The 13,227-nt window shown below is 70.6% G+C and carries 17 protein-coding genes; 7 read left to right on the forward strand and 10 right to left on the reverse strand.

Features of this window, described 5'->3' with window-relative positions; all coding sequences use genetic code 11:
* Nucleotides 1-50: 50 nt before the first annotated feature.
* The 8 genes from AW270_RS38130 to AW270_RS31590 all read right to left on the reverse strand — a co-directional run bounded on the left by AW270_RS38130 (nt 51) and on the right by AW270_RS31590 (nt 6,932).
* The gene (locus AW270_RS38130) at nt 51-356 is read right to left on the reverse strand and encodes an MGMT family protein (protein WP_082801972.1); all 306 of its coding nucleotides are present in this window, start codon (nt 354-356) and stop codon (nt 51-53) included.
* Nucleotides 353-712, reverse strand: a complete 360-nt coding sequence (locus AW270_RS31560; protein ID WP_061299780.1) for a hypothetical protein — start codon at nt 710-712, stop codon at nt 353-355. Before AW270_RS31560 ends, AW270_RS38130 begins: the two co-directional genes overlap by 4 nt.
* A 67-nt stretch (nt 713-779) precedes the next feature.
* A complete protein-coding gene (locus AW270_RS31565) occupies nt 780-1,904 on the reverse strand; it encodes a S8 family serine peptidase (protein ID WP_063819408.1) in 1,125 nt (374 codons plus the stop codon).
* Between the two features lie 8 nt (nt 1,905-1,912).
* A complete protein-coding gene (locus AW270_RS31570) occupies nt 1,913-2,710 on the reverse strand; it encodes a hypothetical protein (protein WP_245674951.1) in 798 nt (265 codons plus the stop codon).
* Between the two features lie 88 nt (nt 2,711-2,798).
* Nucleotides 2,799-4,004 carry a S8 family serine peptidase gene (locus AW270_RS31575; RefSeq protein WP_061299783.1) on the reverse strand — a complete coding sequence of 402 codons (1,206 nt, stop codon included), beginning with the start codon at nt 4,002-4,004 and terminating at the stop codon, nt 2,799-2,801.
* A complete protein-coding gene (locus tag AW270_RS31580; protein WP_245674952.1) occupies nt 3,998-4,717 on the reverse strand; it encodes a hypothetical protein in 720 nt (239 codons plus the stop codon). Before AW270_RS31580 ends, AW270_RS31575 begins: the two co-directional genes overlap by 7 nt.
* A gap of 32 nt (nt 4,718-4,749) precedes the next feature.
* Nucleotides 4,750-5,931, reverse strand: coding sequence for an adenylyltransferase/sulfurtransferase MoeZ (gene moeZ / locus AW270_RS31585; protein ID WP_061299785.1), 1,182 nt, complete (start codon nt 5,929-5,931; stop codon nt 4,750-4,752).
* A gap of 65 nt (nt 5,932-5,996) precedes the next feature.
* Nucleotides 5,997-6,932 carry an alpha/beta fold hydrolase gene (locus tag AW270_RS31590; protein ID WP_245674953.1) on the reverse strand — a complete coding sequence of 312 codons (936 nt, stop codon included), beginning with the start codon at nt 6,930-6,932 and terminating at the stop codon, nt 5,997-5,999.
* Nucleotides 6,933-7,080: 148 nt separating this feature from the next.
* Between AW270_RS31590 and AW270_RS31595 the strand changes: the two genes are divergently transcribed.
* Together AW270_RS31595 and AW270_RS31600 are read left to right on the forward strand one after the other, a co-directional pair.
* Complete coding sequence (locus AW270_RS31595; RefSeq protein WP_061299786.1) at nt 7,081-7,647, forward strand: hypothetical protein; 567 nt, start codon at nt 7,081-7,083, stop codon at nt 7,645-7,647.
* 145 nt (nt 7,648-7,792) lie between these two features.
* A complete protein-coding gene (locus AW270_RS31600) occupies nt 7,793-8,140 on the forward strand; it encodes a hypothetical protein (protein WP_157522900.1) in 348 nt (115 codons plus the stop codon).
* On the opposite strand, the gene ku is transcribed toward AW270_RS31600, so the two are convergent.
* Entirely contained in the window at nt 8,141-8,971 is an 831-nt protein-coding gene (gene ku / locus AW270_RS31605) for a non-homologous end joining protein Ku (protein ID WP_061299788.1), read from the reverse strand.
* A gap of 104 nt (nt 8,972-9,075) precedes the next feature.
* Between ku and ligD (AW270_RS31610) the strand changes: the two genes are divergently transcribed.
* The 5 genes from ligD (AW270_RS31610) (at nt 9,076) to AW270_RS31630 (ending at nt 12,080) form a co-directional block, all read left to right on the forward strand.
* Nucleotides 9,076-9,978: a non-homologous end-joining DNA ligase gene (gene ligD / locus AW270_RS31610; protein ID WP_061299877.1), complete on the forward strand. Its 903-nt coding sequence runs from the start codon at nt 9,076-9,078 to the stop codon at nt 9,976-9,978.
* Nucleotides 9,975-10,841 (forward strand): non-homologous end-joining DNA ligase, encoded by an 867-nt coding sequence (gene ligD, locus AW270_RS31615; protein ID WP_061299789.1) that lies wholly within the window; start codon nt 9,975-9,977, stop codon nt 10,839-10,841. The genes ligD (AW270_RS31610) and ligD (AW270_RS31615) overlap by 4 nt, the downstream gene beginning before the upstream one ends.
* A gap of 22 nt (nt 10,842-10,863) precedes the next feature.
* Nucleotides 10,864-11,037, forward strand: a complete 174-nt coding sequence (locus tag AW270_RS39745) for a hypothetical protein (protein WP_169807400.1) — start codon at nt 10,864-10,866, stop codon at nt 11,035-11,037.
* Between the two features lie 114 nt (nt 11,038-11,151).
* Nucleotides 11,152-11,772: a TetR/AcrR family transcriptional regulator gene (locus tag AW270_RS31625; protein ID WP_082801973.1), complete on the forward strand. Its 621-nt coding sequence runs from the start codon at nt 11,152-11,154 to the stop codon at nt 11,770-11,772.
* Between the two features lie 77 nt (nt 11,773-11,849).
* The gene (locus AW270_RS31630; protein WP_061299792.1) at nt 11,850-12,080 is read left to right on the forward strand and encodes a DUF3107 domain-containing protein; all 231 of its coding nucleotides are present in this window, start codon (nt 11,850-11,852) and stop codon (nt 12,078-12,080) included.
* A 328-nt stretch (nt 12,081-12,408) separates the two neighbouring features.
* On the opposite strand, the gene AW270_RS31635 is transcribed toward AW270_RS31630, so the two are convergent.
* Complete coding sequence (locus tag AW270_RS31635; protein ID WP_061299793.1) at nt 12,409-13,062, reverse strand: ferritin-like fold-containing protein; 654 nt, start codon at nt 13,060-13,062, stop codon at nt 12,409-12,411.
* Between the last annotated feature and the right edge of the window lie 165 nt (nt 13,063-13,227).

Below are 13,227 nucleotides of genomic sequence, written 5' to 3' on the forward strand. Positions count from 1 at the left end.
AGGGGGCACCACCCTTCGGATGACCGGTGTTTCAGAAATGGTAATGCCGGTTAAAAGGGGATTCCGTCCCATCGAGCCTCACGCATCAATGCGCGTTCCCCTTTCACCGGTGTTCCTTCCGCACGCCACCTGCGGAGACATTCGGCCTCCAGCCCCGGCGGCGGGCTCCCATCCGTTCTGATCACTCGCCACCATGAGACGGCTCCGCCCCATGTGGCCATCACCCGCCCCACCTGCCGGGGCCCGCCCTCACCGAGGAACTCGGCCACGTCTCCGTACGACATGACCCTCCCGGGCGGGATCCGGTCGACCAGGTCGAGGACCCGGTCGGCGAAAGGTGGCGGGTGATCGTTCATTGGCTCCAGCTCGTCGGCCCGGCGTAGAGGAGGTCCTCCACCTTGCCGAACTCGACGTCGCCCTGCTCCAGAATTCCGTCGCGGACGCCGTAGGTCTCGCCGTCCTCGCCGACCAGTCGCCCGCCCAGCAGCTCGGCGACGCGCGCCAGGTGGGCGAGGTGCCAGTCGGAGGCGGGCGAGCCGGTCAGCCGGCCCGACCACACGGCCACCTGGTGACCTTCGTCGCCGTGCCGCGCGACGACCTCTCCCGCCTCGGCCGATCCGCGCACCTCGACGTCGGAGTGGCCCGACAGCGCGCGGACGAGTTCGGCGTAGGCGAGCGGTGATTCACGCTCGACGCGCAGCTCGTAACCCATGGTGCGCGACGATAGCGAACCTTTGCCCCTTGTTGTGATGAGAAAGGGCAAGTTTCCCTCTAAGTCGTCATCTCCTTCTGCGCACCAGCAGCGCCGCGAGAAGACCGAAGGCCGCCAGGCTCAGCACGGCCCCCGCGCCGTAGACCCAGAGCCGCAGCGGGTCGGCGCCGGGCGGCTGCGGACCGGCCGACTTGGGCCCGCCGCCGAAGTAGAGGTCGTCGCCGACCGGCGCGGCCGGCTGGTATCTCGCCAGCTCACCGGCGCGGGTGAGGGCTCCGGCGGCGTTCACCACGCCGAAGCCGATCTTGTCGTCGTAGCCGTTCTTCGGATGCGGCCCGGCCGAGTCGGACATCGCCCGGACGACCAGTTCGGCGGGCAGCCGGGGGAACTTGGACCGGATCAACGCGGCCACCCCGCCCACCATGGCGCTCGCCGCCTGGGTGCCGTTCACCGCCGGCGGCCGGCCTCCCGCCTGGCCCGCCGGGACGCGCACGCCCGGAGCGGCGACCAGCACCGACAGGTTGTCGGAGCTGTCGGGGGCGCGGACCCCGGCGTCGTCCACGGCGGCCACCCCGATCACGCCGGGGAACCCGGCCGGGAACTGCCAGTAGGAGGTGCCGTTGGCGGTGGACGAGGGCCACCGGCCGACGTCGCCCGCCCCCGAGACGATCACGACGTCACGCTGGAGGGCGTAGGCGACCGCGTCGCGCTCGACCCGGCCGACGCCGAAGATGCCCATCGGCACCACGATGACCTGGGCGCCGTGGTTGACGGCGTAGCGCACGCCCCGGGCGATCGGGCTGTCGAGCGGCGTGCCGGGGGCCGCCTCGGGGTCGACCAGGTCGCCGTCGAGGGGCGCCGCGGTGATCGGCACCGACAGCACCGAGGCCTCGGGCGCGGTGCCCTGACGGCCGCCGCCCGCCCCGTCGCCCGCGACCAGCCCGGCCAGGACGGTCGAGTAGTCGTTGACGCGCATCTCGTCGCCCTCGAAGAAGGTGCCCGTCATGTCGGGCGCCTGGACGACCCTGCCCTTGAGCTCGGCCGGTTCGCCCACCCGGTCGTGGAGCAGCGCGACGGTCACCCCGGCGCCCTTGGTCTGGGCCCAGGCGGCGTCGATGTTCAGTTCGTCGAGCGGCGCCGGCGCGGCCGCGACGACCAGGAGCGCGGCCACCGCGACGGCTGCGGGTCTCAAGGCGGGTCTCAACACTCGTTCCCCTGGGTGCAGCGCGGAACCTCGGGCTCCTCGCCCAGAGACCGGGCGACCCGGCCGCCGAGGGCCTGCGCGGTCGGCCACAGCTCGCTGTGCAACAGCTCCTCCTGCGGGATCGCGTCACGGGTCCGCCCGTCGGTGTACCCGGCGGTGAAGAAGACGATGTACGGCCCAACCCCGACCCAGCCCGAACGCTGCCGCTGGGCCGCGCCGAACAGGTCGGTGACGGTGCCGGGGAAGGCCACCGGCCGCACCCCCACCCGGTCGTCGACGGGCAGCTTGGCCGAGGCGGCGGTGCGGGCGTCCTCGTCGGCCATGACGGCCACGCCGACGGTGATCGCGAAGGCGCCCGACTGGTCGACGTAGGTCGCCCGGAGCAGCGACCGGCAGGACACCTCGCGGAAGACCGAGGCGACCGACCGGTCGACCCCGGCCCAGCAGGGGATCTCGGGCGCGATGCCGACCCGGCGGGCGAACTGCTGAGACCGGGCCAGGCCGACGTATTCGAGCTCGTCGGGGAAGACCATGGACGCCGGCCAGTCGTGCCAGCGGCGGGCGACGTCCTGCTTCACGTAGTCGGCGCGCTCCTCGCCGGTCAGCGGGCGGGAACGGGTCTCCTGGACCACGCCGATGCCGCCGACGACCGCGTTGACGGCGGCCACGAGCACGGCGGCCGTCAGCAGACTGGTGACGATCCCCCGTCGGCGGACGCCCTTCTCGAGCTCCCGCCGCTCCTTGGCGGCCTGGACCGCCGCCGCGCGCCCGCGCGTGGCCGGCCATGAGCGCACCCGGGTCCGCGGGGCCCGAGGCTGCTGTGGCGACATTCCTCAATGTTACGCCGAAGACTCCATACGCCAACGATTCGGTAGAGGTCTCCTACGTGGCGATTTCTGGTGAAGCCTCCCGGCGCCTGGCCCGGCGGGCCACGACGACGATCACCGCGACCGCTCCACCTGCGCCGATCAGCCCGGCGACCCCGGCGCCGCCGTAGAGGGCGATCATCCGGCGGTCGCGCTTCACCATCGCGATCGGCTGAGGGGAGGCGGTGGAGAAGGGACGGTCGGGATCGTGGGCCCTCTTCCCCGAAGCGGTCGGTCCATACCCGGCGAGCCGGGCGGCCGCGGTCAGCGCGCGGCCGGCGTTCACCACGCCGAAGCCGGTGGCGGTGTTGTAGCCGGCGCCCTTGGGGGCGACGGCCGAGCCGGAGAGGGCCTGGGCCACCAGCGCGGGCGACATCTTCGGGTGCTCGGCCTTGATCAGGGCGGCCACCCCCGACACCAGGGCGGTCGCCTGCGACGTGCCCCGGCCGACCCAGTATTCGTCGCCGGGCCCGGCCCCGAGGATGTCGACGCCCGGCGCCGCCAGCATCACCGAGGCGTTGCGGGTGGAGAAGAAGGCCCGCCGCATCGTGCCGGTCACCGCCGCGACCGAGATCACCCCGGGCAGCGAGGCCGGGTAGGAGTAGTGGCCGCCGGTGTCCTCCGCGCCGTCGTTGCCGGCCGCCGCGACCAGGACCACGTTCCTGGAGATCGCGTACGCCACCGCGGCCCGGTCGGCCTCCGTCGCGGCGCCCTTCGCGATCGACAGGTTGATGACGTCGGCGCCCTCCTCGACGGCGTAGCGGATGCCCCGGGCCATCACGCCCTCGTAGCGCTCGTCCATGTTGAACTTCTTGAAGCCCGGCTCGTCGTCCTCCAGGATCACCCGGACCGACAGGATCCGCGCCTCGGGCGCGACCCCGATCACACCGTCGCGCCCGCCGGGGCCGTGGCCGTGCCCGGCGATGAGCGAGGCCATGTACGTGCCGTGGAGCCGCTGGGGCGCGACGTCGGCCGGGTTGGCGCCCTTGGTGAAGTCGCGGCCCACCCGGACCGACCCCGCGAGGTCGCGGTGGCCGGGGTCGACCCCGGAGTCGAGCACGGCCACCAGCACGCCGTCGCCCTTGGTGACCCGCCAGGCCTGGTCGATGCCGATCGTGCCGAGCGTGCCGGTCTGCCCGCTCCGGACCTCGTCGGCGGCGGCGGCCGTGCCGAGGAAGGGCCCGGTCAGCACGACGAGGGCGGCCAGCGCCCGTCTCAGCACAGGAAGCCCTCCGACTGACAGCCCGTCGGCACCGGGGCGACCAGGGTGCGGGCGATCTGCTCCGACAGCTCGTCGGTGAAGGTGAACATCGAGGTCAGCGGGCGGCCCAGCGCCTTGGCGGGGCGGCCGTCGACCTGCCCGGCGGTGACCATCACGAGGTAGGGCCCGGCCCGGTGGTAGGTGCCGTACTGACGCCCGGCGGCGGTGAAGAGCTCGGTGACCGTCTTGGGGAAGGGCAGCGGGCGCAGCCCCGGCGAGGGGCGGTGTTCGCGGGGCAGCGCGGTGGTGGCGGCCATCACGGCGGTGGCGTCCCGGAAGGCGCCGACCCCGATGGTGACCACGACGCCCTGGACGGCGTCGAGATAGGTGGCGCGGATGACCCCCCGGCAGCCGGCCGCCTCCATCGAGGCTCTCAGCGCGGCGTCGACGGCCGCGGCGCAGCCGGTGCCCGTGCCGATGCCGACCCGCCGGGCGACCTCACGGCCGCCCTGCTCGGAGGTGTAGCCGAGGCGTTCGGGAAAGATCTTTCCGGCCGGCCAGGTGCGCCAGCGGCGGGCCAGTTCCTCGGCCGCCGCGGCGCGGTGTTCCTGCTTGCTGGGCCCCCGGGTCAGCTCGGTCATCGCCGAACTGACCCCGACCCCCGCGACGACCGCGCAGCTCACCGTGAGGGCCGACGCCACGACGAGCGCCGGCCAACTGCGTCTTTCCGTCACGGACCGACTTTAACCGGCCCAGATGGGTCGTATCAGTAAGTCGGCAGAGACGGGTCTACCGTCTTGACCCAGCTCAAAACGCCTCCACCCACGTGGACGGCGTCGGCGAACCCGGCGTTCTTCAGCACCGCGAGCACCTCGGCCGAGCGCGCGCCCGACTTGCAGTGCAGGACGATCTTCTTGTCCTGCGGCATCTTCTCCAGGGCCGAGCCGTTGAGGAACTCGCCCTTGGGGATGAGGGTCGCGCCGGGGATGCTGACGATCTCGTACTCGCCCTGCTCGCGGACGTCGACGAGGTAGATGTTCTCGCCCTCGTCCTGCCACTTCTTGAGCTCGGCGGCGGTGATCGTCGAGCCCTGGGCGGCCTGCTGGGCCTCGTCGGAGACGACGCCGCAGAACGCCTCGTAGTCTTCGAGCAGCGCGGTGACGGTGGGGTTCTTGCCGCACAGCACGCACTCGGGGTCCTTGCGGACCTTGACGTCGCGGTACTTCATCTCCAGCGCGTCGTAGATCATCAGACGGCCGACCAGCGGGTCGCCGATGCCCGTCAGCAGCTTGATGGCCTCGTTGACCTGGATCGAGCCGATCGAGGCGCACAGCACGCCGAGCACGCCGCCCTCGGCGCAGGAGGGGACCATGCCGGGGGGCGGGGGCTCCGGGTAGAGGCAGCGGTAGCAGGGGCCGTGCTCGGCCCAGAAGACGCTGGCCTGGCCGTCGAAGCGGTAGATCGAGCCCCAGACGTAGGGCTTGCCGAGCAGGACCGCCGCGTCGTTGACCATGTAGCGGGTGGCGAAGTTGTCGGTGCCGTCGACGATGAGGTCGTAGCCCGAGAAGATGTCCATCACGTTGTCGGTGGTGAGGGCCACGTTGTGGATCACCACGTTGACGAGCGGGTTGATCTCGCGCACGGTCGCGGCGGCCGACTCGGCCTTGAGACGGCCGACGTCGGACTGGCCGTGGATGATCTGACGCTGCAGGTTCGACTCGTCGACGACGTCGAAGTCGATGACGCCGAGCGTGCCCACACCTGCCGCGGCCAGGTACATCAGGGCCGGGGAACCGAGGCCGCCGGCGCCCACACACAGGACCTTGGCGTTCTTCAGCCGCTTCTGGCCGGTCATCCCCACGTCGGGGATGATCAGGTGGCGCGAGTAGCGGCGCACCTCGTCGACGGTGAGCTCGGGGGCCGGCTCGACCAGCGGTGGCAACGACACAGTTCCACTCCCGTTTCAGGGCAATCGAGGGTCTGGCTCGTGCCCCCGAGGGGGCACGCTCCACATCACAACCTAACCGGCGCGTCCGCGCATTCCCGAATCAGCGCCCGCGCCTCGCGGGCGACGATCTGAGGCGACTCCATCTGGGCCACGTGACCGGCCCACGGCAGCGTCACGATGCGGACGTCGCGGAACGCGCGCGAGGCGCGGGCGGCCATGCGCGCGTCGACGATGCGGTCGCGGCGCCCGTGGATGACCAGGGTGGGGGCCTCGACCCGGGCCGCCTCACGCCAGAGGTCGGGCCGGAAGTACTCGCGCACGATGCCCCGGGCCGAGCCGATCATGGCCGAGGCGGAGTAGGGGAGGTCGTCGCGGCGGCGCAGCTCCTCGACGGCGGCGGCCAGCCGGTCGGGGTGCACGCAGCCGACCTCGCCGTAACACATCGACATGGTGGCCTGGATGCGCTTCTCCGGCGGGACCGCCGCCGACATCCGGCCGATCACGAACTCGGCCACCCCCGGCACCGCCGTCAGGGCCACCCGCGCCGGGCCCACCCGGGGCAGCAGGTCGGGCATCGCCGGTGAGACCAGGGTGAGCGACTTCACCAGGTCGGGCCGCCAGGCGGCCACCCGCACCGACACCGCCCCACCCAGCGAGTTGCCGAACAGGTGGACCGGGCCGCCCACCCACTCGATGAAGCGGATCATCGAGCGCGCGTGCGCGGAGACCGAGTAGTCGCGGTCGGCCGGTTCCGGCGACCATCCCGCTCCCGGCAGGTCGGGCGCGAAGGAGCGCACCTCCTCCTTGAGCAGGTCGGACAGGTCGGTCCAGTTGGTCCCCGACCCCGCGAGCCCGTGGATCATCACGGCCCTCTCCGAGGGTCCCGCCGGTGTCGCCCGGTAGCTGAGCCGCAGGTCGCCCAGGTCGGTCCGCTCGCTGGGCCAGTCGGGGACCGGGCCCGAGATCCCCGCAGAAATCGGGCTTTTGGTGCGGTCTGTCACGTCACGTCCTCCCGCCGTTTACGGACAATCCACCCCATCGTACTCCATGACTACGCTAAGTGACCGTAAAGGCCGGATACTGCCCGTTTTGTCACGCAGAGTGAGGACATAACACGATCAGGCACCAGCCAATCACAAGGAGTAATTGATGCAGCTCAAGAAGCTCGCCAGCACCCTGGCTACCGCCGCCCTCGTCGGTGGCGGCGCCATCCTGGCCCTCGCGACCCCTGCCGCCGCCGGCGACGGAGGCTACGAGTGGGCTGGCGACGACTACGGCCACAACTACGGCCGTGGCCACCACCACGGTCACCACAACCACACCTGCGTCTTCAAGGTCCGCGAGGGCAGCCACCACGCCGACCCGAAGCTGCACCACGGCGTCTTCCCGGCGGGCCGCTTCCGTCACTACGTCAAGGTCCACCACCACCCGACGCACCGCAGCCGCATCGTCGGTTACCTGCACGCCGGTGGTTACACCATCGGTAAGTGCCACCCGGTTCGCCACGGTCACCACGGTCACCACGGTGGCTGGGACGGCGGGGACTGGGACGGCGGCGGCGACTGGGGCGGCGGCGGTGACTGGGGCCACGGCTGGCACCACGGCCACCACTTCCACAAGGTCAAGTCGCACTTCAAGCGTCACCGCTGGAGCCCGCGTACCGGCTTCACCGAGGGCTGGCACCTCCAGAAGCAGTACCGCTGGCACCGCAACTAGTTTCACCTGATCACAGGATGACCTACGTCGTCTCCTGAGATCGCCGCGACGATCGTGCCGCGATGACTCCAAGTCATCGCGGCACGTTTCGTTTGGTCACACAGGGTTATCACCGAGAGCATCACGATGATTACTAGGAGTGATGATGGTTACCCGTCTGACTGGAATCGCCCTCGCGGCGGCCCTGGCCTCCGGCGCCCTGGTGACGGCGGCGGCCCCCGCGGGCGCGACGGCCTGCTCGTACCAGCTCGTCAAGGGCGCGGCGAGCATGTTCAACGCGGGCGCGCCCGTCCACCAGTACCCGAGCGTCAAGAGCAAAGTGATCGACGACCTCTACAACCTCGGTGACTTCATGACCGGCGGCTGCCGGTTCTACGGCAACGGCCAGTGGCGCAAGATCGTGGGCGTGGGCAACGGCCGGGTGGGCTACACCCTGGCGGCCTACCTGAAGAGGGGCAACAGGTTCCAGCTCGACCCCTACGACAACAGGTGACTAGGCGCTCTTGCGGGTCTTCTTCTTGGGCTCCGCCTTCTTCTTCTGCGTGCCCTCGCGCTCGCGCTTGGCCGCGTCGACGCTGGCCCGCAGAGCGGCCATGAGGTCGACGGCCGGGCCCGCCTCGGCCGGCCCCTCGACCTGGACGACCTCGCGCCCGGCCACCTTGGCGTCGATGACCTCCTGGAGCGCCTCGCGGTAGGCGTCCTTGTACTCCGAGGGGTCGAAGTCGGCCACCATCGTCTCGATCAGCGACTCGGCCATCTTGAGCTCCTGCGGGCGCAGGTCGATGTCCTCGTCGAGGAAGCCGAAGTCGGCGGTGCGGACCTCGTCGGGCCAGAGCATCGTCTCCAGGACGAAGATCCCGTCGCGGACGCGGAGGGTGGCCAGCGATTCGCGCTGGCGCAGCGCGACCTTCACGATCGCGACCTGGCCCGACCGTTCGAGCGCGTCGCGCAGCAGCACGTAGGGCTTCGCGCCCTGGGCGTCCGGCTCCAGGAAGTAGGACTTGGCGAAGTAGATGGGGTCGATCTGGTCGACGGGGGTGAACTGGAGGACGTCGATGCGGCGCGAGCTCGACAGCGGAAGGTCGGCGAAGTCGTCGTCGGTCAGCACCACCATGTCGCCGGTGGGCAGTTCGTAGCCCTTGGCGATGTCGGCGTAGGCGACCTCCTCGCCGTCGACCGTGCAGACCCGCTTGTAGCGGATGCGCCCGCCGTCCTCCCGGTGCACCTGGTGGAAGGAGACGTCCTTCTGCTCGGTCGCCGAGTAGAGCTTGACCGGGATCGTCACCAGCCCGAACGAGATGGCGCCCTTCCAGATGCTGCGCATGGCCACATTCTCGTCTCTGTGTTCGAATCACGCTATGTCGGGATTCAAGGGACTTACCTAAGGGGGACATACCCTCTGTGGCACTGTCATATCCGGTCGAACCGATGCTCGCCGTACCCGGCGCACTGCCGTCGGACGGTTCCCGGTACGTGCTCGAGGTCAAGTGGGACGGCATCCGCGTCCTGGCCTACCTGGAGGGCTCGCCGCGCCTGTTCGGGCGCAAGGGGGTCGAGGTCACCGGGCGGTATCCCGAGGTCTGCCGCCTGGAGGTGCCCGGTCACCGGGTCGTGCTCGACGGCGAGGTGGTCGCCTTCGACCACGAGGGGAAGCCGTCGTTCGAGCTGGTCCAGCGGCGGATGCACGTCGGCGATCCGGCCGCCCACGGGCTGCTGGGGACGGTGCCGGTCACGTACATGCCCTTCGACCTGCTCGCCCTCGACGGCGCGCCGCTGCTCGACCGGCCCTACTACGAGCGGCGCGCCCTGCTGGAGTCGCTCGGGATCACGGTCGCGCCCACCTTCCCGTGCCATCCCGACGTCGTGGCCGCGACGAGGCAGCAGGGGCTCGAAGGGGTGGTGGCCAAGCACGTCGACTCGCGCTACCGGCCGGGCACCCGGTCACCGTGGTGGGTCAAGGTGAAGAACGTGACCGAGCGCGAGGTCGTGATCGGCGGGTGGCGGCCGGGCCGGGGGCGGCGCTCCGGCGGGATCGGGTCGCTGCTGATGGGCGCCTTCGGGCCCGAGGGCCTCGTCTTCCTCGGCCACGTCGGCACGGGGTTCAGCGACGCCGCCCTCGACGAACTGCTCGCGCTGCTCGCGCCGCTGGAGATCCCGCGCAGCGCGTACGCGAAGGTGCTGCCACGGGAGATCGCCAGAGACGCCCGCTGGGTGCGCCCGGAGATCGTCGGCGAGGTCACCTACGCCAACCAGACCACCGAGGGCCGCCTGCGCGCCCCCTCCTGGCGCGGGCTGCGCCCGGACAAGATCCCGGCGGAGGTACGGCTGTGAAGAAGGTCCCCGTCCAGGTCGAGGGCCGTGACCTGGTGCTGAGCAACCTCGACAAGGTCCTCTATCCCGAGGTGGGCTTCACCAAGGCCGAGGTGATCGACTACTACACCCGGATCTCCCCCGTGCTGCTCCCCCACCTGAGGGGCCGCCCGCTGACGGTGAAGCGCTACCCGAACGGCGTCGGCGGCGCCTTCTTCTTCGAGAAGAACGCGCCCCGCCACACCCCGTCGTGGATCAGGACGGTACGCCTGCCCGTCCCCGGCAGCACGAAGGACCGCGAGACCATCGACTTCCCCGTCGTCGACGACCTGCCCACGCTGGTCTACTTCGCGAATCTGGCGGCCCTGGAGCTCCACGTGCCCATGTGGCGGGTTTCGGACGCGGGCGAGGCGCTGCCGCCCGATCTGCTCGTCTTCGACCTCGACCCCGGCGAGCCGGCCACCATCGTCGAGTGCTGCGCGGTCGCCCTGCTGCTCCGCGACGCCCTCGCCGAGGACGGCCACGAGTGCTTCCCCAAGACCAGCGGCAACAAGGGCATGCAACTCCACGTGCCGTGGGACTCCCAGGAGAGCACCTCCGCCTACGCGAAGGCCCTCGCCGAACGGCTCGCCCGCAAATACGACTTCGTCACCGCCGTGATGGCTAAGCGAGAGCGCCCGGGGAAGGTGTTCATCGACTGGAGCCAGAACAACCCCGCCAAGACCACCGTCGCCGTCTACTCGATCCGCGCCAACCCGCAACCGACCGTCTCCACCCCGCTGACCTGGGACGAGGTCGCCGACTGCGACGACCCCGACCAGCTCAGACTCACCACGGCCGACGTGCTGGCACGGGTCAGGGCACACGGGGACCTGTTCCCGTAATGTGAGCCGGAAGGAGGACATCATGTCCGAGAGTGGAAGCGAGGCCCCCGAGGCCGACGTCGCCGAGCAGAACCGCCCGCTCGACGACGAGCCCGAGGAGAACCCCTGGCCGGAGGATCTGCCCCTGGAGGCCGACCCGGCGGACGCCACCGACCAGAACCGGACATACGACGACGACGAGGACGACTATCGCTGACCTGGTGGCCCAGCCGTAGGATGGGGCCGCCGAAAGCGAGACGCGGACGGCCGAAGGCCGGCTGTGGCTCGCGCTTGGGAATCTGCCTAGAAGCTTCGCGCGCAAGGAGTGGCTGTGACCGCAACCCCGGATGCCAAACCCCGGGGCACCCGGCTGCCCCGGCTCGCCCGCCGCCGCCAGCTGCTCAGCGCTGCGCAGGAGGTCTTCGTGGAGAACGGCTACCACGCGGCCGCCATGGACGAGATCGCCGAGCGGGCCGGAGTCAGCAAGCCGGTGCTCTACCAGCACTTCCCCGGGAAGCTGGAGCTCTATCTGGCGCTGCTCGACGTCCACGTCGACGACATGGTCGCGCGCTGCAACGAGGCGCTGGCCTCCACGAGCGACAACAAGCAGCGCGTCCAGGCCGCGATCGGCGCCTTCTTCGACTTCGTCTCCAGCCAGGGCGAGGCCTTCCGCCTGGTCTTCGAGAGCGACCTGCGCAACGTCGCGGCCGTCCGCGAGCGCATGGAGCGGTCGCTGCGCCAGAGCGCCGACGCGATCGCCGAGGTCATCCAGGAGGACACCGGCTGCTCCAGCGAAGACGCCCACCTGCTCGGCGTCGGGCTCGTCGGCATGGCCGAGGTGAGCGCCCGCTACTGGCTGACCAGCGGCGGCGCGATCCCGAAGGACGCGGCGGCCGGGCTCATCGCCCGCCTCGCCTGGCGCGGCATCGGCGGTTTCCCCCGCACAACCTGAGTTTTACGCCTGTCGCGATCAGGCACTGCCGGTGGGATTTCCGGGGTCACCATGGAAACCTCTCGAAAGGGGCCCAGATGGAAATCAAGATCGCAGTGCAGTCGGTGCACCGTGAACTCGTCGTCGAGACCGACCTCACCGTCGAGGAGATCGAGGCGGAGGTCCGCAACGCGCTCGCGGCCGACCGCGGCGTCTTCTCCATCACCGACGTCAAGGGGACCCGGGTGATCGTGCCGGTCGCGGCACTCGGCTTCATCGAGATCGGCGAGGGGGCCAGCCGCTCGGTCGGCTTCGGCGGCACCCTCTGATCCCAGGCGGATTCAGTGCCGCGAGCCACGGCCGCCTCTCGTTTGAGGGCCGTCGGGCGCCGCTGTGAAAGGCGGCGCCCACTGGCTTCTCTAATGTGGACCGTGGATACAACCCGGCGGACGTCTGCGTGGGACATGTGCGTCGTCCCTGCGTCTGCTGATGGTCGGGCATCCTGAGCTCGCCCTGCGCATCACTGCGCGGGAGGCCCATCGATTCGGTCCACATCTTGTCAAGGAACTGCCGTAGCGGCGCGAGGCCCTCATAACTCGCACGGTACAACCCCTTGGCGCCTTCACGCCTCTCGATCATCACTCTGGGGCGCCTGATTCAGCCTCCGGGAGTGAGCCCCAGCGCCGACATCCGCTTGCCGTGTTCCTCTGTGAGCTGCGCGAACATCCGCCCGATGGCCGCCAGGTCGTCGCCGTCGACCAGCAGTTCGGCCAGTTCCGGCCGGGCCGCCGCGACCCGGTGTGCCTGGCTCAGCGCCTCGCCCACGAGCCGCCGCGCCCACAGGGCCAGCCGGCCGCCCAGCCTCGGGTCGTCCTCCATGGCCTTCCGCACCCGCTCCACGACCAGCTCCGAGCGGGCCTCGTCGGCCAGCGCCTGGTCGACCAGCTTCTGGGTCTCCTCGTCGACCCGCCGCGCGGCCACCCGGTAGAAGTCGCCCGCCAGGCCGGTGCCGACGTAGGCCTTGACCAGGGCCTCGTACCAGTCGCTCGGCTGGGTCTGCTCGTGCCAGGCGTCGAGCGCCGGGGCGAAGGGGGCCATCGCCGCCTCGGGGTCGGCCCCGAGAACGCTGATCCGGTCGCGGACGAGCTGGAAGTGAGCGTATTCGGCGGCCGCCACGTCGCCCAGCGCGGCCGTGTCGGTCAGCGAGGGAGCCAGCAGGGAGGCGTCCTGCGCCATCCGGAGGAAAGCGGTGAGCTCGGCGTAGGCGAGCACGCCCAGAAGATCGACGACACCGGGGCGGGTAATGGTCATGGCAGCAGCGTAGGGCCCGTGTCTCACGAAGAAACATGTGAAACACGCCGCAAATCGGTTAGCAGCTGTGGTATCGAGTAGACTACTTGCGAGAAGTGCGACCGCACTGTGTTGATCCGGGGTATTGATCCCCCGGATAACCCCCAGAGAGCTTGGCTGCGAGCG

This window comes from Herbidospora cretacea (assembly GCF_001570605.1).
Lineage (GTDB): Bacteria > Actinomycetota > Actinomycetes > Streptosporangiales > Streptosporangiaceae > Herbidospora > Herbidospora cretacea.

What these genes read in the sequence shown, in the direction of transcription:
- AW270_RS38130 (WP_082801972.1), bottom strand. Translation starts at nt 356, where the DNA reads ATGAACGATCACCCGCCACCTTTCGCCGACCGGGTCCTCGACCTGGTC.
- AW270_RS31560 (WP_061299780.1), bottom strand. Translation starts at nt 712, where the DNA reads ATGGGTTACGAGCTGCGCGTCGAGCGTGAATCACCGCTCGCCTACGCC.
- AW270_RS31595 (WP_061299786.1), top strand. Translation starts at nt 7,081, where the DNA reads ATGCAGCTCAAGAAGCTCGCCAGCACCCTGGCTACCGCCGCCCTCGTC.
- AW270_RS31600 (WP_157522900.1), top strand. Translation starts at nt 7,793, where the DNA reads ATGGTTACCCGTCTGACTGGAATCGCCCTCGCGGCGGCCCTGGCCTCC.
- ku (WP_061299788.1), bottom strand. Translation starts at nt 8,971, where the DNA reads ATGCGCAGCATCTGGAAGGGCGCCATCTCGTTCGGGCTGGTGACGATC.
- ligD (WP_061299877.1), top strand. Translation starts at nt 9,076, where the DNA reads ATGCTCGCCGTACCCGGCGCACTGCCGTCGGACGGTTCCCGGTACGTG.
- AW270_RS39745 (WP_169807400.1), top strand. Translation starts at nt 10,864, where the DNA reads ATGTCCGAGAGTGGAAGCGAGGCCCCCGAGGCCGACGTCGCCGAGCAG.
- AW270_RS31630 (WP_061299792.1), top strand. Translation starts at nt 11,850, where the DNA reads ATGGAAATCAAGATCGCAGTGCAGTCGGTGCACCGTGAACTCGTCGTC.
- AW270_RS31635 (WP_061299793.1), bottom strand. Translation starts at nt 13,062, where the DNA reads ATGACCATTACCCGCCCCGGTGTCGTCGATCTTCTGGGCGTGCTCGCC.